Source organism: Sphingomonas sp. 28-62-20 (genome assembly GCF_002281505.1).
In genome coordinates, this window is sequence record NZ_NCGH01000006.1 from 122,891 (window position 1) to 146,090 (window position 23,200).

At 60.2% G+C, this 23,200-nt stretch carries 28 protein-coding genes, 1 tRNA gene and 1 pseudogene; 13 read left to right on the plus strand and 17 right to left on the minus strand.

From position 1 onward, the window contains the following. Positions 1-90: 90 nt before the first annotated feature. Positions 91-167: transfer RNA gene (locus B7Y43_RS06185), tRNA-Arg, on the minus strand. 79 nt (positions 168-246) lie between these two features. Between B7Y43_RS06185 and B7Y43_RS06190 the strand changes: the two genes are divergently transcribed. Together B7Y43_RS06190 and B7Y43_RS06195 are read left to right on the plus strand one after the other, a co-directional pair. After that, positions 247-978, plus strand: coding sequence for a VUT family protein (locus B7Y43_RS06190; protein WP_374130745.1), 732 nt, complete (start codon positions 247-249; stop codon positions 976-978). Then, positions 975-1,328 carry a hypothetical protein gene (locus B7Y43_RS06195; protein WP_374130746.1) on the plus strand — a complete coding sequence of 118 codons (354 nt, stop codon included), beginning with the start codon at positions 975-977 and terminating at the stop codon, positions 1,326-1,328. Before B7Y43_RS06190 ends, B7Y43_RS06195 begins: the two co-directional genes overlap by 4 nt. Here B7Y43_RS06195 and purQ read toward each other — a convergent pair. The 7 genes and pseudogenes from purQ to B7Y43_RS06230 form a co-directional block, all read right to left on the minus strand. Further along, positions 1,293-1,961: a phosphoribosylformylglycinamidine synthase subunit PurQ gene (purQ, locus tag B7Y43_RS06200; protein WP_374130747.1), complete on the minus strand. Its 669-nt coding sequence runs from the start codon at positions 1,959-1,961 to the stop codon at positions 1,293-1,295. The two genes, B7Y43_RS06195 and purQ, sit on opposite strands and share 36 nt — an antisense overlap. Positions 1,962-2,026: 65 nt before the next feature. Then, positions 2,027-2,248, minus strand: a pseudogene (gene purS, locus B7Y43_RS06205) (phosphoribosylformylglycinamidine synthase subunit PurS); the annotation flags it as partial. A 65-nt stretch (positions 2,249-2,313) separates the two neighbouring features. Beyond that, positions 2,314-3,093 carry a phosphoribosylaminoimidazolesuccinocarboxamide synthase gene (gene purC, locus B7Y43_RS06210; RefSeq protein ID WP_374130748.1) on the minus strand — a complete coding sequence of 260 codons (780 nt, stop codon included), beginning with the start codon at positions 3,091-3,093 and terminating at the stop codon, positions 2,314-2,316. 119 nt (positions 3,094-3,212) lie between these two features. Beyond that, on the minus strand, positions 3,213-4,139 hold the full coding sequence (locus tag B7Y43_RS06215; RefSeq protein WP_374130749.1) for a hypothetical protein: 927 nt from the start codon (positions 4,137-4,139) through the stop codon (positions 3,213-3,215). A 61-nt stretch (positions 4,140-4,200) separates the two neighbouring features. Then, positions 4,201-5,415 carry a kynureninase gene (gene kynU, locus B7Y43_RS06220; protein ID WP_374130750.1) on the minus strand — a complete coding sequence of 405 codons (1,215 nt, stop codon included), beginning with the start codon at positions 5,413-5,415 and terminating at the stop codon, positions 4,201-4,203. Continuing rightward, positions 5,412-6,311 carry an alpha/beta hydrolase gene (locus tag B7Y43_RS06225; protein WP_374130751.1) on the minus strand — a complete coding sequence of 300 codons (900 nt, stop codon included), beginning with the start codon at positions 6,309-6,311 and terminating at the stop codon, positions 5,412-5,414. Before B7Y43_RS06225 ends, kynU begins: the two co-directional genes overlap by 4 nt. A gap of 53 nt (positions 6,312-6,364) precedes the next feature. Further along, positions 6,365-6,598 (minus strand): hypothetical protein, encoded by a 234-nt coding sequence (locus tag B7Y43_RS06230; RefSeq protein ID WP_374130752.1) that lies wholly within the window; start codon positions 6,596-6,598, stop codon positions 6,365-6,367. Between the two features lie 192 nt (positions 6,599-6,790). Here B7Y43_RS06230 and B7Y43_RS06235 point away from each other — a divergent pair, with 192 nt between their 5' ends. The 3 genes from B7Y43_RS06235 (at position 6,791) to B7Y43_RS06245 (ending at position 12,014) form a co-directional block, all read left to right on the plus strand. After that, positions 6,791-7,843: a hypothetical protein gene (locus B7Y43_RS06235; RefSeq protein WP_374130753.1), complete on the plus strand. Its 1,053-nt coding sequence runs from the start codon at positions 6,791-6,793 to the stop codon at positions 7,841-7,843. Positions 7,844-7,930: 87 nt separating this feature from the next. Beyond that, on the plus strand, positions 7,931-10,204 hold the full coding sequence (parC, locus tag B7Y43_RS06240; protein ID WP_374130754.1) for a DNA topoisomerase IV subunit A: 2,274 nt from the start codon (positions 7,931-7,933) through the stop codon (positions 10,202-10,204). Between the two features lie 223 nt (positions 10,205-10,427). Next, positions 10,428-12,014, plus strand: coding sequence for a putative bifunctional diguanylate cyclase/phosphodiesterase (locus B7Y43_RS06245; RefSeq protein WP_374130835.1), 1,587 nt, complete (start codon positions 10,428-10,430; stop codon positions 12,012-12,014). Here B7Y43_RS06245 and B7Y43_RS06250 read toward each other — a convergent pair. Genes B7Y43_RS06250 through B7Y43_RS06265 form a run of 4 tightly spaced genes read right to left on the minus strand, consistent with a single transcriptional unit; the run spans position 11,987 to position 14,902 of the window. Beyond that, positions 11,987-13,198 (minus strand): CCA tRNA nucleotidyltransferase, encoded by a 1,212-nt coding sequence (locus B7Y43_RS06250; protein WP_374130755.1) that lies wholly within the window; start codon positions 13,196-13,198, stop codon positions 11,987-11,989. The genes B7Y43_RS06245 and B7Y43_RS06250 overlap by 28 nt on opposite strands. After that, positions 13,186-13,788, minus strand: coding sequence for a CoA pyrophosphatase (locus tag B7Y43_RS06255; protein WP_374130756.1), 603 nt, complete (start codon positions 13,786-13,788; stop codon positions 13,186-13,188). The genes B7Y43_RS06250 and B7Y43_RS06255 overlap by 13 nt, the downstream gene beginning before the upstream one ends. Beyond that, a complete protein-coding gene (locus tag B7Y43_RS06260; protein ID WP_374130757.1) occupies positions 13,785-14,351 on the minus strand; it encodes a DUF1285 domain-containing protein in 567 nt (188 codons plus the stop codon). The genes B7Y43_RS06255 and B7Y43_RS06260 overlap by 4 nt, the downstream gene beginning before the upstream one ends. A gap of 38 nt (positions 14,352-14,389) precedes the next feature. Next, positions 14,390-14,902, minus strand: coding sequence for a GNAT family N-acetyltransferase (locus B7Y43_RS06265; protein ID WP_374130758.1), 513 nt, complete (start codon positions 14,900-14,902; stop codon positions 14,390-14,392). Between the two features lie 97 nt (positions 14,903-14,999). Between B7Y43_RS06265 and B7Y43_RS06270 the strand changes: the two genes are divergently transcribed. The 3 genes from B7Y43_RS06270 (at position 15,000) to B7Y43_RS06280 (ending at position 16,468) form a co-directional block, all read left to right on the plus strand. Then, the gene (locus tag B7Y43_RS06270; RefSeq protein WP_374130759.1) at positions 15,000-15,632 is read left to right on the plus strand and encodes a glutathione S-transferase family protein; all 633 of its coding nucleotides are present in this window, start codon (positions 15,000-15,002) and stop codon (positions 15,630-15,632) included. A gap of 72 nt (positions 15,633-15,704) precedes the next feature. Next, entirely contained in the window at positions 15,705-16,076 is a 372-nt protein-coding gene (locus B7Y43_RS06275; RefSeq protein WP_374130760.1) for a dihydroneopterin aldolase, read from the plus strand. After that, on the plus strand, positions 16,073-16,468 hold the full coding sequence (locus B7Y43_RS06280) for a Rossmann fold domain-containing protein (protein WP_374130761.1): 396 nt from the start codon (positions 16,073-16,075) through the stop codon (positions 16,466-16,468). The genes B7Y43_RS06275 and B7Y43_RS06280 overlap by 4 nt, the downstream gene beginning before the upstream one ends. Positions 16,469-16,482: 14 nt before the next feature. On the opposite strand, the gene B7Y43_RS06285 is transcribed toward B7Y43_RS06280, so the two are convergent. Then, positions 16,483-17,337, minus strand: coding sequence for a hypothetical protein (locus B7Y43_RS06285; RefSeq protein WP_374130762.1), 855 nt, complete (start codon positions 17,335-17,337; stop codon positions 16,483-16,485). A 224-nt stretch (positions 17,338-17,561) separates the two neighbouring features. Between B7Y43_RS06285 and B7Y43_RS06290 the strand changes: the two genes are divergently transcribed. The 5 genes from B7Y43_RS06290 to B7Y43_RS06310 all read left to right on the plus strand — a co-directional run bounded on the left by B7Y43_RS06290 (position 17,562) and on the right by B7Y43_RS06310 (position 20,649). Beyond that, positions 17,562-18,221 (plus strand): energy transducer TonB, encoded by a 660-nt coding sequence (locus B7Y43_RS06290; protein ID WP_374130763.1) that lies wholly within the window; start codon positions 17,562-17,564, stop codon positions 18,219-18,221. 59 nt (positions 18,222-18,280) lie between these two features. Beyond that, positions 18,281-19,021, plus strand: coding sequence for a MotA/TolQ/ExbB proton channel family protein (locus B7Y43_RS06295; protein ID WP_374130764.1), 741 nt, complete (start codon positions 18,281-18,283; stop codon positions 19,019-19,021). A gap of 102 nt (positions 19,022-19,123) precedes the next feature. Beyond that, complete coding sequence (locus tag B7Y43_RS06300) at positions 19,124-19,606, plus strand: biopolymer transporter ExbD (protein WP_374130765.1); 483 nt, start codon at positions 19,124-19,126, stop codon at positions 19,604-19,606. 31 nt (positions 19,607-19,637) lie between these two features. After that, complete coding sequence (locus tag B7Y43_RS06305; RefSeq protein WP_374130766.1) at positions 19,638-20,066, plus strand: biopolymer transporter ExbD; 429 nt, start codon at positions 19,638-19,640, stop codon at positions 20,064-20,066. A gap of 220 nt (positions 20,067-20,286) precedes the next feature. Continuing rightward, the gene (locus B7Y43_RS06310; RefSeq protein WP_374130767.1) at positions 20,287-20,649 is read left to right on the plus strand and encodes a tetratricopeptide repeat protein; all 363 of its coding nucleotides are present in this window, start codon (positions 20,287-20,289) and stop codon (positions 20,647-20,649) included. A 131-nt stretch (positions 20,650-20,780) separates the two neighbouring features. On the opposite strand, the gene dcd is transcribed toward B7Y43_RS06310, so the two are convergent. The 4 genes from dcd to B7Y43_RS06330 form a co-directional block, all read right to left on the minus strand. Beyond that, the gene (dcd, locus tag B7Y43_RS06315) at positions 20,781-21,335 is read right to left on the minus strand and encodes a dCTP deaminase (protein ID WP_374130768.1); all 555 of its coding nucleotides are present in this window, start codon (positions 21,333-21,335) and stop codon (positions 20,781-20,783) included. Positions 21,336-21,474: 139 nt separating this feature from the next. Then, complete coding sequence (locus tag B7Y43_RS06320; RefSeq protein WP_374130769.1) at positions 21,475-21,930, minus strand: cytidine deaminase; 456 nt, start codon at positions 21,928-21,930, stop codon at positions 21,475-21,477. Next, positions 21,927-22,619, minus strand: coding sequence for a glycoside hydrolase family 25 protein (locus B7Y43_RS06325; protein ID WP_374130770.1), 693 nt, complete (start codon positions 22,617-22,619; stop codon positions 21,927-21,929). The genes B7Y43_RS06320 and B7Y43_RS06325 overlap by 4 nt, the downstream gene beginning before the upstream one ends. A gap of 4 nt (positions 22,620-22,623) precedes the next feature. Further along, entirely contained in the window at positions 22,624-23,106 is a 483-nt protein-coding gene (locus B7Y43_RS06330) for a UPF0262 family protein (protein WP_374130771.1), read from the minus strand. Positions 23,107-23,200 lie beyond the last annotated feature (94 nt).

Here is a 23,200-nt window from a genome sequence, read left to right on the forward strand (position 1 = left end):
CGATGCGCAATTTCTAGGGCGATGATCGGGAAGTGGCCAGTGGTATCTGATGGGGCAGCAATGAGGATGCCGATGCGTTCGAAAGCCACTTGGCGCGCCCGGCAGGAGTCGAACCTGCGGCCTCAAGATTAGAAGTCTCGTGCTCTATCCAACTGAGCTACGGGCGCGCGCGGTACGTCCGTTAGCGCGGATTGCGCGGGCGCGAAACCGGCATCATAACCGCATCCTCATCGTTGGGGGTAATCAATGAGTTTGAAGGCAGTTTCGGCGCGTGAGCTGGTGGGCGGGCAGTTTCGTTATTTTGATTTTGTGATGGCGGCGTTTGTTGCGATCATCCTGCTGTCGAACGTCATTGGGGCGGGCAAGGTCGCCCAAATCTGGCTGCCGGGGGTGGGTTACTGGCCGTTTGGCGCCGGGATTTTGTTCTTCCCCATCTCCTACGTCATCGGCGACGTGCTGACCGAGGTTTATGGCTATGCGCGCGCACGACGCGTCATCTGGGCGGGCACCGTGGCGGTGCTGTTCATGGCCTTTATGTCGTTCGTCGTCGTCGCGCTGCCGCCCGCGCCCGACTGGAAGAACCAAGCCGCTTATGAGGTGATTTTCGGCCAGGTGCCGCGCATTGTCTTTGCGTCGGTTTGCGCCTTTTGGGCTGGCGAATTCGTCAATTCCTATGTGCTCGCGCGGATGAAATTGTGGACCGGGGGCAAGATGCTGTGGACCCGCACGATCGGATCCACCTTTGCGGGGCAAGCCGTTGACAGCCTGATCTTCTATCCGCTCGCCTTTTGGGGCGCGGAAGGCTGGACCAACGATCTCGTCATCAAAGTGCTCGTTACGCAATGGGTGCTGAAGGTCAGTTGGGAAGTGATCCTGACGCCCGTCACCTATCTCGTCGTCAACTTCCTGAAGCGGCGTGAGGGGGTCGATGTGTTTGACGAGGATACCGATTTCACGCCGTTCAAAGCCGCGCTGTGATTGTAAGTCCGCTTCAGGATGCGAAGCTCTGGCTGATGGGGCTGACCGGCCTGGCGAAGGATGCGCTGCACATTTATGTCGCGCTCACCTTGTTCTTTGGGTCGGCATTGCTGTTCAAATGGCCGATGACCAGCTGGCGGCCCTGGCTGGTTGTGCTGGCGGCAGCGCTGCTGGGCGAGGCTTGGGACATTGCCGATTTTAGGCTGACGGCGGTGCCGCTCGATCTTGCCGGCAATGTGCACGATATCTGGAACACCCTGTTCTGGCCGAGCGTGATCCTGATGCTGGCCCGAACGACACCCTTGTTCGTGCCGTCAGGCGCTAACGGTTTCCAGCAGCCCTTCGAATAGCCGACGGCCATCATCGCCGCCATGCGCGGCTTCGATACGACGTTCGGGGTGCGGCATCATGCCAAGCACGTTGCCGCCTGCGTTGAGCACGCCAGCAATCTGCCGCGCCGAGCCATTGACGCTTTCGGCATAGCGGAACGCGACCCGGCCATCGCCTTCAAGCCGGTCGAGCGTGTTCGCATCGGCAAAGTAATTGCCGTCATGATGCGCGACGGGGAAGATAACGCGCTCGCCGCGTGTATAGCGACTGGTGAAGGCGCTTTGGGCGTTGTCGACGGTCAATGCGATATCGCGGCAAACGAAATCCAGCCCTTCATTGCGCATCAGTGCGCCGGGCAGCAGGCCGATTTCTGTCAGCACCTGAAAGCCGTTGCAGATGCCGATCACCGGCACGCCGCGGTTCGCCGCCGCTACCACCGCCGGGATGATCGCAGAGCGCGCGGCAATCGCGCCGCAGCGCAGATAATCGCCATAGGAAAAGCCGCCCGGCAGCGCGATGACGCCAACGCCATCGGGCAGAGCGGTATCGCCATGCCAAACCATCGCCGGTTTAACCCCTGTCACCGCTTCCAGCGCGACAGCGATGTCGCGGTCACAATTGGAGCCAGGGAAGACGATAACAGCAGTTTTCATGCAGTTTTCTCGTTGGGCGCATCGCCGGACGAAAAACCGGTTCCCACTTTTTCTGGCGATGCTGCTTCCACGCGGTAATTCTCGATCACCGTGTTGGCGAGCAGTTTGCGGCACATCTCGTCGATCTGGGTGTCGGTCGTGTCATCGGCAACATCGAGTTCGATCAGCTTACCGGCGCGGACATCATTGATGCCCTTAAAGCCCAGCCCATCTAGCGCCTTATGGATCGCTCGACCCTGGGGATCGAGCACGCCTGGCTTCAGGGTCACAAAAATGCGCAACTTCATCGGACAGGCTCACATAATGGCTGATGCCAGGGTCCTATGCCGAGGGCAGCGCAAGGCTGCAACCGTCACTTGCCGCGTTTCAGCCGATGTTCTTCCAGATCGAGCACAGCGCTGTCTGCCCCTTCGGGGAGCAGGCCTAGGCGGCGCGCCACTTCCTGATAGGCCTCAACCTCCCCGCCAAGATCGCGGCGGAAGCGATCCTTGTCGAGCTTTTCGCCGCTCGCCATGTCCCACAACCGGCAGCCATCGGGGCTGATTTCGTCGGCAAGAATAATCCGGGCATAGTCATTGTCCCAGATCCGCCCGAATTCGAGCTTGAAGTCGACTAAACGGATGCCGATTCCGGCGAACAGGCCGCAGAGGAAATCATTCACGCGAATCGCCAGATCGGCGATGTCGTGCATTTCCTCCTGGCTGGCCCAACCGAAGCAAGAGATGTGTTCGTCGGTGATCATCGGATCACCCAGCGCATCATCCTTGTAGAAATATTCGATGATCGTGCGGGGCAACTGGGTGCCCTCTTCAATGCCGAGCCGCTTGCTGAGCGATCCCGCCGCAACGTTGCGGACGACGACCTCAATCGGCACGATCTCCACCTGGCGAATGAGCTGTTCGCGCATGTTGAGCCGCCGGATGAAATGCGTCGGCACGCCGATTGTTGCGAGCAGGGTGAAGATATGCTCGGAAATCCGGTTGTTCAGCACGCCCTTGCCGCTGATCGTGCCCTTTTTCTGGGCGTTGAAGGCGGTCGCATCATCCTTGAAATATTGAATGAGGGTGCCGGGTTCCGGGCCCTCGTACAGGATTTTGGCCTTGCCTTCATAGATTTGGCGGCGGCGTGCCATGGCGGCGATACCTTATAAAAAAGATCGGCCCCGGCCACGCGGTCAACAAGGTCGCGCGGGCCGGGGCAAGAGGTACCCCTATATAGAAAGCACCGGGGCCGCGCAATCGCGGCAATGGCTCAGCTGACCGGTTCAGTTTCCTCCGCAGGTTCAGCGTCGCGACCGAACCAGCGCCGGACGACGTTACGGCTTTCCTCCTTGGCGGGCAGGGGAACGTCGGCCGTGCGGGCAGGCTCTGGCTCCTCGGGCTGGACGAATTGACGCAGGATCAGCGCGACACCCAGCAGGACCAGCAGCCAGGGGCCGACCCCGGCAAGCACCTGCGCCATGGCGGCGGCTGATTGGATGAAGGCTTGTCCGGCATTGTCGAATGTCGCGGTGCTGGACCCGCCCAATGCAGGGATCACCAAGCCAGATTGATAGGTGAACAACATCGGCGTCGTTGCTACCCCCTGTGCAGAGGCCTGATCCAGATCGCTAATGGTCGCAACGGCGGCGCGCAGCCTGGCCTGTTTTTCAGTGGCCTCGGCACGCTGCGCATCGCTGAGCGAGCCCTTGAGCTGCATGTCGATCTTGGTGATCTCTTCGCGAATTCGCGCGATCACACCGCCTGCGCGCATCGCTTCATTTGTGCCGATCATCCGCGAATCCATGACGAGACCCGCTGCCGATTTGACCGTAGCGCCTGCAGACCGGCCGAAAGTCCGTGCGATCATGGGATCGATTTGGAAGGCCAGCACCGCCGAAACGCTGTTGTCCTGATCGTTGACATGGTAGCGATTCGTCAGCACGCGGCAACGCTGCCGACCCAGTTGATCGCAGGCGCGGACATGGCTGTCCTGCACTTCGGCTATCCGGGCGGCCGGCAAGCGGAAGGCATAGCGATAATCGAAATCATCACCGATCGCGGTGCCTTCGCTGCGATTAATGCCAACCGATCCGCCGCCATTGGCCCCACCAGAAGGATCAACGCCGATCGGGGCGCACCCCGCCAGCAGCAGCAACAGCCCCGCAATCTTGCCCCCAACAGTGATGGCGAATCGCATTACCGTCTCCTTCAACCCAGCGTTAACCATATCGCAGACGGGCTTTAGGACCAATCGAAGATCAGGTGACCGCGTACCGCTTTGAGAATGTCGGTGCGAGGTGGCGCTGACCGGCAAGGATGGCGGCCAGTTTTTCGCCAGCGATCACGACATCTTCATAGCCAAGATAGAGCGGCGTCAGCCCGAATCGCAGGATATCGGGATCGCGAAAATCGCCGATCACGCCCTCGGCGATCAGCGCCTGGCAGAGCGCATAGGCGTGGGGGTGGCGGAAGCTGATATGGCTACCGCGCATCATAGGATCGCCGGGGCTGATGCAATCGAGGCCAAGCGTATCGCCGATCGAGCGCATCAGATCGAATAGCACGGCGCTTTTGGTGGCGATGGCGACCGGGTTGGCCTCAAGCATCAGATCGACCCCGCTTTCAAGCGCCGCCATGGCAAGCATCGGCGGTGTGCCTGCCAGCCAGCGCGCCATGCCGGGGGCCGGCGCATAGGCATCAGCAAAAGCAAAGGGGGCGGCATGGCCCATCCAGCCCGACACGGGGTTGGCGAGCCGTTTCTGCAGCCGTGCAGCGACATAGAGATAGGCTGGCGCGCCGGGTCCGCCATTCAGATATTTATAGCCGCATCCAACCGCCAGATCGGCCGCCGCGCCGTTGAGGTCGATCGGCACAGCGCCAGCGCTATGACTAAGGTCCCACAGCACCAGCGCGCCACGTGCATGCGCGCGGGCCGTCCAGGCCGCCATGTCGAAGCGTTCGGCGGACTTGTAATGGACGTGGGTGAGCAACAGCAGGGCAGTGGTCTCGTCAATTGCTTCTGCGATCTGGTCACGGGAGACAAGTTTCAGCGTCGCGCCAGGCACACAGCCGACAGCGCCTTCTGCAACATGCAGGTCGGTGGGGAAATTACCGGCTTCGGTAACAATGGTGGTGCGCGACGAATCAAGCCGGAGTGCGGCGACGATTAGCTTGAAGAGATTAACCGACGTCGAATCAGTGACGATCACCTCATCACGCTGGGCACCGATTAGCCGCGCGATTTTCCCGCCGATGCGCTGCGGAGCCTCAATCCACCCTTCATTCCAGCTGCGGATGAGTCGCTCACCCCATTGGCGATCAACCATATCGCCGAGCTTTGGCGCGGTTTCGCGGGGCAGGGGACCGAGCGAATTGCCGTCGAGATAGACCACGCCCTCGGGCAACGCGAATTTGCCGCGAAAATGGCGAAGCGGATCGGCGGCGTCGAGCGCACGTGCTTCGTCGCGGGTCATCGTTTGAGGGCCGCTTCGATGCGCTCCACCGCTCTTGACCAGGCGGCGGTTTCGGGGGCGATCAGCTCGACATGACCGGTCTTGTCGATGCGGTGGAGAACGGCGGCGTCGCCCGCTTTGGTTGCCTGGTCGATATAGCCAGTGCCGAGGCGCATCGGGATGATCCGATCATTCTCGCCATTGATCAGATCGACGGGCACGCCGAGCGGCAGCAGGCGCGGAACCGAGGTGTCGGCGTACACATCAGGGTGTGCGGGGGTGGCGGGGCCAATCAGCGCGGCGACCACCTCGGTGCCGCAGCCATTATCGGGGCTTGCCGCCGTCGCCTCCAGATCGGGCAGGCCGCCCAGGCTGATAACATGGCCGATCTTCAGCGGATGGTCGGCGTGAAGCGCGCTGCCCGAGGGCAATTTGGGGCGCGCCGCCAGCCAGAGCGCGAGATGCCCGCCTGCCGAGTGCCCGACGGCAACGACATGGCGCAGGTCGAGGTCATAGCGAGCGGCGTTGGCGGCGAGCGCATCCGCTGCCTGCGCTGCATCGCTGAACGTGCCTGGATAGCCGCCGCCCGGCCGATCAACGCCGCGGTAATCGATGTTCCACACCGCAATACCGCGCCCGCGCAAATCGCTGGCGATCCAGTTCATCAGTGTCCGATCGGCGATGCTGGTTGTCCAGCAGCCGCCATGGACCATCAGCACGACTGGATGCTCGCCCGGCGTTTTAGGGAGCCAGACATCGACCTTTTGATAGGGATCGCGGCCGTAGCTGACCGTCGCGTCGGCCGTCGGGCGGGAGCGGCTGGTCAGATCGGGCCAGGTAAGCAGGGACGGCGTTTCGCTCATTGCTGCCAGCCCGAGCAGCACGGGGGCCAACAGCGCAAGATGTTTCAGCTTCATGCCCCTCAACTAGCCCGACCGGCGGACGCAGGCGAGTCCGCCGGTGATGATAATCAGGCCTGGGCCGCGTCCTTCCAGCGACGGCGCAGCGCGCGCAATCCGCTGATGCGGTAGAGCCAGCCGAACAGCAGCGCGAAGGCCATCCAGGGCGCGCCGACGCCGATGACGACGATCAGCACCGTCAGCGCGAAGAGCAGCGACTGCTTGCCAATTAGGTAGCCGGTATAAAGCGGTGCGCCCGAATCGAAGCCAGGAATGGCGCTCGAGGCGGTGTAGCGGAAGCTCATCGGCGTGGTGGCCAGGCTGTCGACCTGTTGGCTGCGGCTGCTGGCGTATGGGACCAGTCGTTATGGACGAACGGCCTAGCATCTTCGCCGACAGTTTAGGGAATTCACAATATGCTTCAATCCAGACCCGTACCAATTTAAATGCTTGACTGAAAACAACTGATGCAGTGGATTACATACTGTGGGGGAGGAATGAAAATGTCCATTGCTAAGGCTATGTTGTGTGGAGTGTTTTTGACCCTGTCGGCTTGTAGTAGCCTGGGAACCACCGCGCGTGTCGAACCAGCCAGTATTGGTCAATATTCGACTTCAAAGAAAATATGCGGCGAGAATCTGAAAGGCGCCATCGATCTGGATTGCTTTAGATTTCCCGAGGCCGATGGAGATGTGATTGCTTCCGGAAAGGACGGTACGGTTATATCGGGTCGCTTAGTTAAAGGCACATTGTCAAACCCGACCTTGGTTGGCGGAAAGATCACAGCACAAGTATCCGGGGCTTCGTTTGACAACGATGGGCCTGCCTATGATTTCGCAGTAACGGACATGACTGCACGCAACAGGTTAGCCGCGATCCTAATGACTCAGTCCGATGCGATTTGTGTGCACGATAGCGCGGCAATTGTTGCCAATGAAGCAGCGATAAACGGGATACTGAACATTCTGATTACTGGCGTATCTGCCGCCGGCACAATCGTATCGGGTGAGCGAGCCAAAACAATTTTGGCGGGTGTCGCGACGGCCGTCAGTGGGAGTCGGGACCATGTGAATGCCGCTGTTTACCGGAACCAAGTTTCTCAGGCGATAACGGCGTCAATAGCGGCAGAGCGGGTTCGGCTGAAGGGGGTTATCGATTCACATCGTAACGATCCGGTCGCCACTTTTACAGTAGATGACATGGTCCGATCGGTGAACGAATATCATCAGGCTTGTTCTTTTTACAAAGGATTAGAGCTCGCGCTAACATCTGTCGCTGAATATCCGAAGCTGAAGGCGTTTGCCGATCGTACGCAGGGTGAGATCGACGTCGGCAAACTGACATCGGCGATCGCAAGCCAGCAAAAACTGATCGATGAGCTAAAGAAACGAGATGATTCCCTGCAAGGGAATCAGCTCGCTCTAGATTCCAACAGGCTTGCTGTGCAGTCGGCCCAAGCCGATTTAACAAATCTGGTTCAGGCGCTCCATCAGGCCCGGGCCAAGGCGTCGGGCTATGGCGTTCCTGCTCCCCCACCAGCGACGCCTTAATAGCGTATTTCAAATATTCGTGCCATGGTTCGAGGGTCCGTCCGTCACTAGCTTTGCCTTTTGGTTGAAGCTATCGACCTCGGGACGATGACCACCGACCTGATTGACCCCGACGCTCCCGCGCCGCAGCCCGACCCGATCCCCGGCCAGACCGACGCGCCGTTCGATAGTGCGCTGTCGGAACGCTACCTCGTCTATGCGATGTCGACGATCACTGCGCGCTCGCTGCCCGATGTGCGCGACGGGCTAAAGCCGGTGCACCGCCGCCTGCTCTGGGCGATGCGGCTGCTCAAGCTTGACCCGGCGCAGGGCTATAAAAAGTGCGCGCGCGTCGTCGGCGATGTGATTGGTAAGTATCACCCGCATGGCGATCAGTCGGTCTATGACGCCATGGTCCGCCTCGCGCAGGATTTCGCGCTGCGTTATCCGCTGGTCGACGGGCAGGGCAATTTCGGCAATATCGATGGCGATAACGCCGCTGCCTATCGCTATACCGAGGCGCGGCTGACCCAGGTCGCGGTCGACCTCATGGACGGGCTCGACGAGAACGCCACCGACCTGAAGCCGACCTATAATGGCGAGGAGGAAGAGCCCGAGCTTTTTCCGGGCCTTTTCCCCAATTTGCTGGCGAATGGCGCAAGCGGCATCGCGGTCGGCATGGCGACGAGCATCCCGCCGCATAATGCCGCCGAGCTGATCGAGGCGGCGCTGCTGCTGATCGATGATCCCAAGGCCGATGACGCGGCAATCATGACCAAAGTGTCGGGGCCTGACTTTCCGACCGGCGGGCTGGTGGTCGATAGTGCGGCCAGCATTGCTGAGACCTATGCGACCGGGCGCGGCGGTTTCCGCGTGCGCGCGCGCTGGCATATCGAGGATCTGGGGCGGGGCACCTGGAACGCGATCGTCACCGAGATTCCTTACGGCATTCAGAAGGGCAAGCTGATCGAAGCGCTGGCGGCGATCGTCAACGACAAGAAGCTGCCGATTTTTGTCGATGTCCGGGATGAATCGGACAGCGAGATCCGGATCGTCATCGAACCGCGCAGCCGCACCGTCGATGCCGACATGCTGATGGAAAGCCTGTTCCGCTTAAGCGATCTTGAGGTGCGCGTGCCGCTCAACCTCAACGTCCTCGACGCGCGCCGGACGCCGCGGGTGATGAGCCTGCGTGAGGCGCTGTCGGCGTGGCTCGATCACCAGTTCATCGTGCTGCAGCGCAAGTCGCAGCACCGGCTCGACAAGATCAGCGACCGGGTCGAATTGCTCGACGGCTATGTTATCACCTTCCTCAATCTTGATCGCGTGATCGAGATCATTCGTACTGAGGATGAGCCAAAGCCCGTCATGATGGCCGAGTTCGCGCTGACCGATCGGCAGGCCGAGGCGGTGCTCAACATGCGGCTGCGGTCGCTGCGCCGCCTTGAGGAAATGGAACTGCGCAAGGAACGCGACAAGCTGCTCGAGGAGCGCGCCGGGCTTGAGGCGTTGCTGGGCAGCGATGCGCGCCAGCGGACGCGGATGAAGAAGGACCTTGGCAAGCTGCTGGTCCGCTATGGCGATGACACAGCGCTCGGCAAGCGCCGCACGACCGTGGCCGAGGCGGCACCGGCGCGCGACATTCCGCTCGAGGCGATGATCGACCGTGAGCCGATCACTGTCATCCTGTCGCAGCGCGGCTGGATACGGGCGATGAAGGGGCATATCGATACGGCAGGGACCGAGGCGCTAAAGTTCAAGGAAGGCGACGGCCCCGCCTTCGCCTTCCACGCGCAGACCACTGACAAGATATTGCTCGCGGCCGAAACCGGGCGTTTCTATACGCTCGCTGCCGACAAGCTGCCCGGCGGGCGCGGCTTTGGCGAGCCGGTGCGGCTGATGATCGACCTTGAGGGAGAGTCGGGAATCGTCGACCTTTTCCCGGCGAGCCGCAGCGAACGCCATCTGGTTGCCGCCACTGACGGACGGGGTTTCATCGTCAAGACCGCCGATCTGATCGCCGAAACCCGCAAGGGCAAGACGGTTGTAACGCCGCGTTTGGGCGCGCGACTTTCCCGCGTGAAGTCAGTTGATCCGCAGGCCGATTATGTCGGCGTCATTGGCGATAATCGGCGGCTGCTGGTGTTCCCGATCACGGAATTACCGGAAATGGCACGCGGGCAGGGGGTGCAGTTGCAGCGTTACCGCGATGGCGGACTGGCGGATGTGACGACCTTTGCCTTTGCCCAAGGGCTAAGCTGGGCAATGGGTGGGGAAAGTGGCCGTACCCGGAGTGAATCCGATATGGGCCCGTGGCGAGCGGCGCGTGGCGCAGCAGGACGGATGCCGCCCAATGGATTTCCGCGCGACAATCTTTTCTAATGTTCTGGGCGGGGTTGGGATTGGCCTACGTCGTCGCTAACGAGTTCAACAGGCTTTAACCAATTGCGGTTACCGCAATGAAGATATGGTGTTTGGCCAGGCCCGATTTAGCAAGACAAGTGATCGCACGGCGAAGGCCGTTGCGAGCGAGCAGCCTGCTATTGCTGAGCGTCTCCCGGCCTGTATCAGCCAAGCGGTTGAATTGCTGCCCATTCCTGCAGCCATGCTGTCGATGGTCGATGGCCAATTCGCTTTCGAAGCGGTGACCAATGCGTTTTCTGCCAGCTTCGGGCGAAGCGCTGATCGTTCGCCATTGGTGGCAATTTTGGGCGGGCGGATCGCTGCATTTCTGGAATCAGCGGCGACATCGGAGGCATTTGACTGGCAATTCGGTGATGTCGTCGATTGCCGCCATTACCGGGTTCATCTGGCGCGGGCGTCTGGCCCCGATGCCTATCGCTGCCTTTTAACGCTGATCGATCACACATCCGAATTGCGCACCGAGCAAAATCTGCGGCGCGAAATGATGACAGACAGCCTGAGCGGGCTGCCTAATCGCGCGGGCTTTAGCGAATTGCTGGAGGAAGCGATCGGTGACCGCACCGATCAGCGCGAACGCTTTGCTGTGCTGATCGTCAATCTTGATCGATTCAGCCGGGTCAATGCCTGTATGGGCTCAATGACCGGCGATGAGTTGCTGATCACCGTGGCGCGGCGCCTGAAGGGCGCCTTGCGCGGGCGTGATGTTTTGGCGCGGACCGGCGGCGATGAGTTCGGCATTTTGATGAGCCTTGATGAAGGCCGCAGTGATGCCGATCATGTCGCCAAGCGAATACAGGGCGCGCTTGCGACACCATTCCGGCTTTCGGATTTCGAGATTCGCGTCTCCTGTTCGATTGGCATCGCCTTTGGATCAGACGGGTTTGATGATTCGGAAGATCTGATTCGCCACGCCCAGTTTGCAGTGAAACGGTCAAAGGCCAGCGGCTGCGTCGAATCGTACCAAACCCAGGCTTTCCACGTCGTTCGCGAACAGTTCGGTATGGAAACCAGCCTGCGTCGGGCGATTGATGCCGATCTGCTGCGGCTAACCTATCAACCGATTTGCGATCTCGCGACCGGGCGGGTGGTTTCGTTCGAAGCGCTTGCCCGATGGCAGATGGAAGACGGACGGGAAATATCGCCGACCGACTTTATTCCTGTTGCCGAGGAATCTGGGTTGATTGTGCCCCTTGGCCGTTGGGCGATCAGTACGGCCGCCACGACGCTAGCAAGCTGGGATAGGCGCTTTGGCGGCAATTGCGGTACCAAACTTGCCGTCAATCTTTCTGCGATTCAGCTGCAGCGCGACAATATTCCGCATCTTGTCGAAAACGCGCTTGCCGCCTCTGGCCTCCCCGGCGCGCGCTTCACGCTTGAACTTACTGAAAGCGCCCTGATTTCCGATCCCGATCTGGTCGCCCAAACAATGCAGGCGCTGAAGGCACTCGGCACAACGGTTGCGATGGATGATTTCGGCACCGGCTATTCAAACCTGGCCTATCTTCAGAAACTGCCAATTGACGTGCTGAAGATGGATCGCAGTTTCGTCACTGGCATGCTTGCTGACCGCGACAAGATATCGATTGTGCGCGCCATTTTGTCCCTCGCACAGGCGCTTGGCATGCAGACCACCGCCGAGGGCATCGAATCACACGAGCTGGCGCAAACATTGGCCGCGTTGGGCTGCACTTATGGCCAGGGCTTTTTCTACGCCCGGCCGCTTGAGGCAGATGATGCCTATCAATTTCTGGTGGCGCGCAACGCCTGATCGACCGCAGCGTCAATGATCGATGTTAGTCGAGCATCGTCCGGGAAATTTTCGGCGACCCATTGGTCCTCAATTTGCCGCAGCGTGCGCGCAACGTCGGGGCCGCGATCAATCCCGCGTTCTACCAGCACGCCGCCTGAGATTGGGAGCCGGGGCGGGCCCCAATTCGATAGAAGCCCGAGCTGTTCGATTGCGTTTTTAGCCGCGCCATGCAGCAACAGCCGATCGATCGCGCCTTCAACGCCAATGCGATAGGCCAGCGCGCGCGGGTTCGCCGGGGGTGTCGAATCTAGTGCCAGCATCAGGCGTTTGCGGTTGGCGATTGAAAGCTTCAAGCGCGCGCCGATTGCTTCGCCCAGCGCGGGTTGATTGGTGAGCAACGCTGCAAGCCGCCGGATCGGATCGCCCGCTATTCCAGCTTCCTTTTCCAACGAAATGAGGCGAATCAGCCGGTTGGCGCTGGTAATTTCAGGCAGCACTGGGGCCAAGATCCCATTGTCGATCATCATCGGCACAATCGTCGCCGCGCCCGGCACGCGCAGCAGCTTGAGCAGTTCGTCCGCAATCCGTTCGCGCGACAGCGCCATCAGATCATTGGCGCGGGCGGTGCAGGCGGCGATGCCAGCGGGGTCGGCAACATCCCCAAACCGTGCCAGAAAACGGAAAAATCGCAGGATGCGCAGATGATCTTCGGCAATACGCTGTAATGGATCGCCGATGAATCGAACCTGGCGCGCCGCCAAGTCATCAAGGCCACCAAAATAATCAAATAAGGCCCCGGTTAACGGATCGGCATAAAGCGCATTGATCGTAAAATCGCGCCGCGCCGCGTCGTCTTTCCAGTCATCAGTAAAAGCGATCGTGGCATGGCGGCCATCGGTGGCGATATCGCGGCGCAGTGTCGTCACTTCGACTGGACCATCGGGCAGCACTGCGGTTATTGTGCCATGCGCCAGACCCGTTGGGACGGCGCGGATATCAGCGTCTTTAAGCCGCTGGAGGACGGTTTCAGGCGTTAATCTGGTCGCGATATCGATATCCTGGACGGGCAATTCCAGCAACGTGTCACGCACGGCACCGCCGACAAACCGCGCATCGCCCTGCGCTGCGCCAAGAGCGTCGCACAACGCTGCCAAGCCGGCCCGGTCGCGCCAGGCGGCCTGGGGCAGGATCAGCCGTTCCACTGCAGCCGCCGCGAAAGGTTGACGATCATTGCGGCGGTTGCGCCCCAAATCCGGCGATCTGCCCAGAGGATTTCGTAGTAATGGCGCTGACGGCCCTGCCAGTCGATGCTTGCCTGGAGGTGGTTTGCGGGGTCCAGGATGAAGGTCAAGGGCACTTCAAAGACATGGGCAACTTCTGCCTCGCTTGCCACCAGCACCAGATCAGGGGGCACGACGCCAATGACCGGCGTTACATCATAGCCGGTAACGGTGCGGTACTGGTCGGCCTGGCCAATGATCGTGACCTGATTGGGCGGCAAAGCGATTTCTTCCTCCGCCTCACGCAGCGCGGCGGCGATTGGCCCGTCGTCGCCCGGATCGATTCGCCCGCCGGGAAAAGCGACCTGGCCGGGGTGACGGCGCAGTGTATTGGTGCGCTGGGTAAGGATCACGCCAGGCTGTGGCCGGTCGGTGATGGGCACAAGCACGGCCGCGGCGAGCAAAGTTTCCGTCGCGGCGAGATCAAGGTCATGATGATCGCCGGTCAACAAGACGGTGTCATGGGCTGGCGCGGCTTCCAGTGCACGACGCAACCGTTCAGCCAACGTCATGCGGCGGGTTCAATCGGGAAAAAGCTGCCGTTGCTCCACAGGCCGACCGGTTCGTCATCCCCTTCCAGCGCCAGCGTCGCGATTTCATAATAAACCGATCGCACCACCAATGCTTCGAGTCCGGCGCGGACATGGAGATAGGGGCGTGGGCCGGACTCGCCATCGGCAAAGCGCAGGCCATGATCGGCGTCGGCGCTAACCAACTCGCCGGTATTCAGCCGGAAAGCGAGCTTTCGGCTGCGGCCTGATCCTTCGACCTTCATTTCGACGGCAACGAACGGCGCATCTTCAACGGCGATGTCAAGCTTTTCGGCGGGGGTAACAAGGACATAGCCGCCGTCCGGTTCCCGCCGCAAAATCGTTGAAAACAACTGCACCATAGCAGCCCGGCCAATCGGCGATCCTTGATGAAACCAAGTGCCGTCCCGGGCAATGCGCATCTCGCTATCGCCGCAATGGCTGGGGTTCCAGCGTTCGACGGGCGGTAGCTTTTTGTCCCGTGCCAGCTGCGCAATATCGGCGAGCGACAGCGCGGCAAGATCAGGGGGCGGCTCCATCGGCATGGAAATTGGGTAGGCCAGCCGGTGGACGGCGTAAAGCGTCAGGCAGCGATCGTCACGCCGGGTCCCAGCATACCGGCTGCGGTCGGCACCTGATCACCCCGTGCGAGTAGCCGACGCTGCTCGACCGGGCCCGGTGCTCGCCACAGCGCGGTTTGATCGGCGGTAAAGCCGAAAAGACGACCATAATATTCGGGGTCGCCAATCAGCATCAGCGCCTGGGCGTCACCGGTTGCTTCGGCGTGCCCAAGCATATGCGTCATCAATTGCCGCCCGATGCCGTCGCGTTGACGATCGGGGCGCACAGCGACCGGCCCCACCATCACCAGCGGCACCGAATCGCCATCATCAAGGACGAGGGCGACAGGCCAACACTGGATGGCGCCCACCAACTGCCCCGATTCGATCGCAGCAAAGCTCAGCGCGGGCAGGAAGCTCACGCCAAGACGAATCCGATAAGCAGTACGATTGTGCCGATTAGCGCCGAACGCCGAATCGAGCAGCGATTCGATTTCGCCCGCTGCAATTTCGATGAGGGGCACAAGGTTGATCACCGACACAGGCCCTTAAAATGGGGGTGGGCAATGGACGCCCAGGGTCGCGCGATTTAGCCTCCGCCGTGCTGAACACAAGCGGAACGAGGATTCTGGAATGAAACTCTATGATTCGGCCTGGGCCCCAAGTCCGCGGCGGGTGCGGATATATCTGGCAGAAAAAAATATTTCAGTTGAATATGTTAGCATCGATTTGCGCCAGAATGAGCAATTGGACCCCGCCTATCTGGCAATCAATCCGCGTGGTGTCGTGCCGGCCCTTGTGCTCGACGACGGAGAGGTGATTTGCGAATCGACGGCGATTTGCCGATATTTTGAAGCGCTCCACCCTGAACCGCCCCTTTTTGGGACAGATCCGCTCAGCATCGCGCGGATCGAGGCATGGACCCGCCAGATTGAATCGGATGGCTATGCGGCGGCGGTTTATGCGTTTCGCAACAGCAAGCCGCAAATGGAGGGGAGGGCGCTTCCAGGAAAATTGCCGCCGACATCGATTATCCCTGATCTGGTTGAGCGAGCTGCGATTATGTGGCGCGCGTTCATTAACGCGCTCGAGACGCGGCTTGGTGAGTCTTCGTGGATTGCCGGGGATGCTTTCAGCTTTGCCGATATCACGGCGCTGGTCACAATCGACTTTGCCGCGCGTTCGGGTTTGACTGTTTCAGATGGCCATAAGGCATTGAAGAAATGGCATGATATGATGTCTGCCCGGCCCAGTGCTGCAGCCTGAGGCGGGCGAGCCGCTTCCCACCAAGCGGCAACCTGCTATGGCGCGCCACTCATCACGCAAAGGGCCATTGGCTTGAACGATCGACTACAGCTGGAAGTGCATGATTTCGAAGTGTCCGTTTTGACGGGCATTTATTCGGAGGAAACGCATCTGCCCCAGCCGCTGCTGATATCGATGACGGTCGATCTTGAATGCGCGACCTTTTTTGCGCCTGATACACCCTTGTCCGCGTCGAAAAATTACCTCGATCTCAAACAGGCGGCGACCAGCGCCTTGCCGCAAGGTGTTCATTTTACGCTGATTGAAGGCGTTGCCGATCACATCGCGACGACATTGCTGCGCGAAGATTCGCGCGTGCAAGCGGTGCGGGTCAAAATCGTCAAACTCGCGATTTCGGAGCAGGGCGAAGCCATCGGCATGACCCTGACGCGCCATCGTCGATGATCGCAACCGCCGTTGAGGGACAAGGGGCACTTGCCCGTGCGATTGCGGCTGCACTGGCCGAGGGAGCCCCTGGCGCCGATGTCAGCGGCGACCATCTCGTTCTTGTCGACGGCGGCAGCGTTACAGCGATAATTGAACGGGTTCGCGAGGCTCTAGCTGGCGTTGTCATCGTGATTATAGACGCAGGGTGGACGCCGATCGATCGGCACTTGTTGCTTGCGTCGATTGAACCGCTGGCGGTTGCGCGCGCACCAGCCACCCGGGTCTGCGCCGTGCAGCTTGCGGCTGATGGCGACCTTGCTGATGCCGTGGCTGCAGTAGAGTATCTGCTGTCAGCGCAATCGGTTACCGGACAGATATTGACGATCGACCCGCGCTCGGTTTCTGGCTGAGGAGCACGAGCAACTCAGTTCCTGTTGCAGGGCCCCAGCGAGCTAAGGACGAAGCGGTAATCCTCGACCGCCGCGCTAGCGTCGCCAGAGCTCATTTTTTCTGTCGCGCCGGTGGGCAATTGTGCCGGAAGGGCACAGGCTAGGCGATACCAGAGCAACGTATCACGTGCCGGTGGGGCCGCGGCTTCATCGACGATTTCGCTGAGCGCTACTGCCCATTGCGGTGCCTGGCCGGGGCGCCGCAGGATACTGATTGAGACGGGGCGACCATCGCGCGTGGTCAGAAAAACCTGGGTTTCGCCTTCTCCGGGCAGCGAACCGGGCACATGGAAGGCATTGCCGATGCCCGTGACGATAGGCGGTGCGTCGGCGGCAAGCGCGTCTTTGGCGATCTGGCGGCTGAGCGAATCGAGCGCGGGAGTCCAGTTACGCTGCGAATCGGGGCCCGTGAGCTGAATCTGCCCGCCAAGACGGGGCACTGGGCGCGCATAAAGCAGCACCCGGCGCTTGTTCAGTTTTTCAATCTTGCCGCGCGAATCGGGCAGAACATCAAGAATATAGCCAATGCGTGACGGCACGGGATCAGTGCCGCGGACCAAGGCTTGCACATCGGCCTGCACATACAGCCTGACATAGCCCTGCGGCGCACCGGCGGCTTCGGGACCCTTTAGTTTTTCGGTGGTGCGGATCGCAGCATCGACAATTACCGGCGATCGCAAGACCAGGTCTGCAACGGCAGCGTAAGGCGGCGCAGCGACGGCAACCGGTGGTGATGCGGGCGCTGGCCGACGCTGCGCAGGCGCCGCACCTGAACCGCTTACAATCAAGGCAATTGCCAAAATTGGCATGTTTCTCGAAATGTTGCTCATGACCGAATCGTTAGTGGATTGACGTCCGCTCGAACAGAAATAATTCTGCCACGCTGAGATTGTACGTTTGTTGCGCCCGACAAAGCGTTTGCGTCGTCACAGTGGTGGCGATAGAGACTTTTGCCTCGGTGAAGGATATAACGGCTCACGGCAGCCCTAAGGCAACCCGTCGCAACGGGTGCCACAGGGGCAGACTGTCGGTGCAATTGGAGTTTCGTACCTGAATGGCATATGCAGATCGGAAAGATGGCGGCAACAAAGTGGTGGCGATCATTATCGTCGCCCTTATCCATGCCGTAATCGGTTATGCGTTCGTGACCGGCCTTGCGTATCAATACGTCAAGAAGGTCTCGGAAAAACTCAACACATTTGACGTGGCGCCACCCCCACCGCCGCCGCCAGACGAACCGCCGCCGCCGCCACCACCAGATCAGCCGCAGACGCCGCCGCCCGTGGTTTCTCCGCCGCCGATCGTGCAAAATCCGAACCCGCCGCCGCAAACGGTGGTGACCGTTCGGGAAGCGCCGCCACAGCAGCAATACACGACTGCGCCGCCAGCACCGCCGGCGCCGCCGCCGCCACCACGCGTTAGCCAGGCGGCCGGTGCCCGTGGCGATGAAGCGAGCTGGGTGACGCAGGACGATTATCCGCCGTCTGCACTCCGCGAGGAGAAGGAAGGTACCTCGGTTATCGCGTGGACCATCAACACGCAGGGCCGAATCGAAAATTGTCGCACTGTGCAGTCAAGCGGATCGAGTGATCTCGATGACGCGGCCTGCCGAGCCCTGACCCGACGGGGGCGCTACACGCCCGCGAAAGATCAGGATGGCAATCCGATCTCCACCACGAAGCAGCGTCGCGTGCGCTGGGTTATCCCGCAGTAACGATCCGTCCGGCCGGAGCCTGGGGCCCCAGCCGACATATTTTAGAGGAAGATATCTTTATGCTCACGACCATCCTCGCTGCTGCTCCGGCCGCGGCATCCGCCAATCCCTATGGTCTGCAGGAAGCACTGCAGCAGGGTGGCATCATCGCGCAGACCGTGTTCGGCATTCTGGTCGTCATGTCTGTTGGCACCTTTTACATCATGTTCACCAAGCTGTTCGAACAGCAGAAGATCATGGGCCAGGCCAAGCGCGTTCGCGCGGCCTTCTGGAACAGCAACAACCTGAAGGAAGCGGCGGCGAAGTTGGAGAAGAATTCTGCCTACAGGCAGATCGTCGATGACGGCCTGATGGCGCAGGACCAGCACACCAAGCTGACCGATCCGGTTGAAGCGCATGACTGGCTGCACGGCTCGCTCGCGCGCTCGGAAGCTGCGATCAACTCGAAGCTGGGTGGCGGTCTCGCCTTCCTCGCTACGGTTGGTTCGGTGTCGCCGTTCGTCGGTCTGTTCGGCACCGTGGTCGGCATCTATCGCGCGCTCATCAAGATCGGCGCGTCGGGTCAGGCATCGATCGACGCCGTTGCTGGCCCGGTCGGCGAAGCACTGATCATGACCGCACTTGGTCTGGTCGTCGCGGTTCCTGCAGTGCTTGCCTATAACTGGCTGCAGCGTCGCAACAAGTCGATCGCAGAAGACCTGTCGGCCTTTTCGAACGATGTGCTTGGTTACCTGGCGTCTAACGGTGCGGTTCGCCCGATGATGGCCAACGCCAAGGCAGCGCCTGCCAAGACCGCCTGAACAGAATGACGGACCGGGGGCATGCGCGCAGCTGTATGCCCCCGGTGCGCCGCCGCACGAGATGATCGTGCGGCAAGACGATTGCAGATAGGATAGTTCGCAATGGCGATTAGCATTGGTGGCGATAGCACCAACAAACCCATGTCGGATATCAACACCACCCCTTTGGTGGACGTGATGTTGGTGCTGCTGATTATTTTTCTGATCGCGGTTCCGGTCGTGGTTCAGAATATCAAGCTCAAGCTGCCCGACGTGCGGTTCGATCCAACGACGACAAAGCCAGAGAATGTCTCGCTCTCGATCCGGGGTGATGGCAACGATGGCTGTGAAATCTATTGGAACCGGACTAAGGTCACCAGTGAAGAGCTGCTTGATAAGGCAGTGGCGAAGCTGAAGCTTGAGATTGCGCGTCAGGGTGGCCCCAACGCCCCCGACGTGGAATTGCCGGAAGCGCACATCCGCGGTGACGTAGACACGCCTTATAAATGTGTCGGCGGCGCGATCTTCCAGATGCAACAGGCCGGCTTCGCGAAAGTGGGCTTCATTTCAGAGCCGCCTGCGGGCGGCGGCGTGGTTCGCCAGTAATGGCGCCCCGGAAAGTCAGGAGTAATTCGACATGGCAATGAGCGGCGGCACCGAAGACGGCGAGCCGATGATGGACATGAACATGACGCCGTTGATCGACGTCTTGCTCGTGCTCCTCATCATGTTCATCATCACCATCCCGATCCAGACGCATGCCGTTAAGGTCGATCTTCCGCAGAACGACCCCAATGCGGTGCAACAACCGATCGAACCCGATAAGAACAAGATTTCGATCGATGCAGCCGGCGTGGTTTCTTGGAACGGTGCACCCGTCGATGATATCACGTTGCGTCAATATCTTGATCAAACCACGCAGCTTGATCCGGAGCCCGAATTGCACTTTCAGCCCGATGCTGTTGCTCGTTATGAAACGGTCGATCGTGTGTTAGCGGTGATCAAGCGGTCCGGCGTGACCAAGCTCGGCTTCATCGGCAATGAGCAATACCGTAACGATTTCTGATTTTTTTCAGCATCGTTGAGTCTTCAAAGGCGGCCTTTTTGGGCCGCCTTTTTTGTTTTCGGGCTGGGCCGTTTGGCGACATGTGGGCGCACTGATGCGGTATAACATGTTGAAACAATGAGATTATTTATTGTTCTTGCACATATTTCACTAAAGTGACACGTTAATGTCACAAAAGTGAAACTTTCCATGGTGGGGAGTAAGGCAAGGAGAAGGAACGATGCGCATATTTTTCAGCGCGCTGATTGTCACGGGGCTGATGGCCATGCCGGCCTATGCCCAAACGACAACCATTGAAGACCATAGCGGCTACAGCCAGATCATGAATGGGGACTTTGCTGCAGCTGAGAAGATGGTGAAAAAGCAACGCAATGAATTCCCCGATGACGCCGATTTGATGCTGAACCTCGCGGTGATTTACGCGCAAACCGGCCGGATTAGTCAGGCGCGCTCGCTCTATAACGAAGTGCTCGATCATGCCGACCAGAGCCTGGTGCTCGCGCAAAATCGGACGGCATCGGCGCACGACATCGCTCGTCGCGGGTTGCAGCGGCTGGGCACTACCCAGGTTTCGGTGCGCTAATCAGCACATCGCTCTTGCCGGCGGCTGGTACCGCTGTGCTCAAGGCGCCGGCGCTCCATGCGTCGGCGCTTCTGTTTGCAGGGATGATCAAGCTGCTGGCGGCCGGTCACCTATAGCTATTACCCATCGAGTCAGAGCTTGGGCAGGGTGACGCCGCGTTGCCCCATATATTTCCCGGCACGATCAGCATAGCTGACTTCGCAGGGCTCATTACCCTGCAGGAACAGGAACTGGCAGGCCCCCTCATTGGCATAGATTCGTGCCGGGAGTGGGGTGGTATTCGAAAACTCCAGCGTCACATGCCCCTCCCAGCCTGGTTCGAGCGGGGTAACGTTCACGATGATCCCACAGCGCGCATAGGTTGATTTACCCAGGCAGATCACCAACACGTCACGGGGCACGCGGAAATATTCCACGGTCCGCGCTAGCGCGAAGCTGTTGGGCGGGATGACGCAGCAATCGGTCTTGCGATCGACAAAGCTGTTGGCGTCGAAGTTCTTCGGGTCGACGATTGCCGAATCGACATTGGTGAAGATCTTGAACTCATCGGCGACCCGCGCATCATAGCCATAGGACGACAGGCCATAAGAGATGCAGCCATCGCGCCGCTGCTGTTCGACAAAGGGCTCGATCATGCCGGTGGATAGGGATTGTTCGCGAATCCAGCGATCGGACATGACGGACATCTGGTTATCCTCCCGGCTCAATGAGAGCGCAGCTTTCGCGGCTTAGCGCGGCGGGAGCAAGGGGGAAGCCACAGCCAATACCACTGGCGCTGCCAAAGGGCGCGCAGCAGGCCGAGCGGTTACCCTGGCCGGCAAGTGCTTAACCAATACCCAGATCGGCTGGCCCAAAGGCGTGGGGGAGGAGTTCTGACAGAAGATAGCGAGTCATGGCATCGCCCTCTGCAGCACCGCACCACACGACGATGTCGCGCTTCCCGATCTGTGCCGCTTCGTTGATCACCTGGCGACAGCGACCACAGGGCCCCACCGGAGCAACACCACGCGCGATTCCTTCAGCATCCATTGCGCCACCGATCACGCCAATCGCTATGACATCCGCCAGCCGCCCCGCCGCGCTCGTCGTCGCCAGAGCGACCGTTTCGGCACAGAGCGAGAGGCCATAGCTGGCATTTTCGAAGTTGGCGGCGGTGACGATTGACCCATCGGTCAGCAGCACAGCTGCCCCAACCCCGAAACGCGAATAGGGGGCATGGGCGTGGCGCGCAGCGACGCGGGCGGCAGCGATTAATCGGGTGCCGGTTTCGGTATCGGTCATGGGGCGACGACATTCCAGTGGACTAGAGTGGGTGCGCCATCGATTCGGCGCATGGCATTGGCTTGCCACATCCGCCAGGATCGGGCGGTATAGTCGGGCGGGAAATAGGCCTGCACTGCCCAGATCGGCCGAGGAATCGCGGCGGTAACCCGATAGGCGCTTTCAAACCGGCGGGATATTTTGATCAACGCGGGTTTGCGCATATGCGATTCGATCGTCGACAGCAGCCGTTCGAGCTCACCGATCACGACGGCCCGGTCGGGACGCGCGGCGCAACCGTCCTCGAAATCCACCCAAATGGCCGGCGGCAGCGAGTCTGCTGTGTTTGGCACCGTGGTATTGAAGTTATTGGCCTGGTCGGCCGCGAGCCGACACAGCGAATAGACATGCAGCGGCCCGCGCCTGAGCCCGGCGGCATAAACCTCCCGCCAATTTGTTTCAAACATTGGATCGCGCGCGTCGGCACCGACCGTAGCGGTTAGATAAGCAAAGGAAACGCCGCCGCCGCGCAGCACCGGCCATTCGATCGTGCCATTCGCCGCGCTGACATCGACGCCCTGAAACCGATAGGATTGCGGCGATGGCGACCAGCCAATGCCAAGCACCAGGGCAAGAATCACCGCCAGGATGAGGCCAATGGCGGTCGCCACAAGCTGTCGGGCGCGGCGATGGACAAGGCGTTGGCGCACGCCGTCAACCCTTGATATGCAGCACGCAGATCAGCGTGAAGAGGCGACGTGCGGTATCGAAATCAATATCGATCTTGCCCACCAGCCGCTCCTTCAGTAGCTCGGCCGCCTCATTATGAATGCCGCGCCGCGCCATATCGATCGTTTCGATCTGTTGTGGCGTCGCGGCGCGGATTGCCTGATAATAGCTGTCGCAAATCGCGAAATAATCCTTGATCGGGCGGCGAAAGCGACCCAGCCCAAGGACATAGGTTTCAAGCAGCGATCCGTCCTCACGCGAGATTGAGATCGCCAGCCGTCCTTCCTCCACGCTCAGCTGAATTTTGAACGGGCCCGCATAGCCATCCGGATAGTCGCGCACCGGCGCAAAATAATTGCCCTCGATCAGATCGAAGATCGCAATGCGTCTTTCCTGCTCGATGTCGGCGCTGCGCCAAAGGATGGTGCGCTCGTCGAGGGAGACATCAATGATCCGGGGATCGGCCATGATACTGCTATCGGGGTTGGCTTGCCGGGAATCAACGGGGAAGATCAACGGTGTGTTTCGCAGTGGGTGCGGACTTATCCACGCTATTTACGCG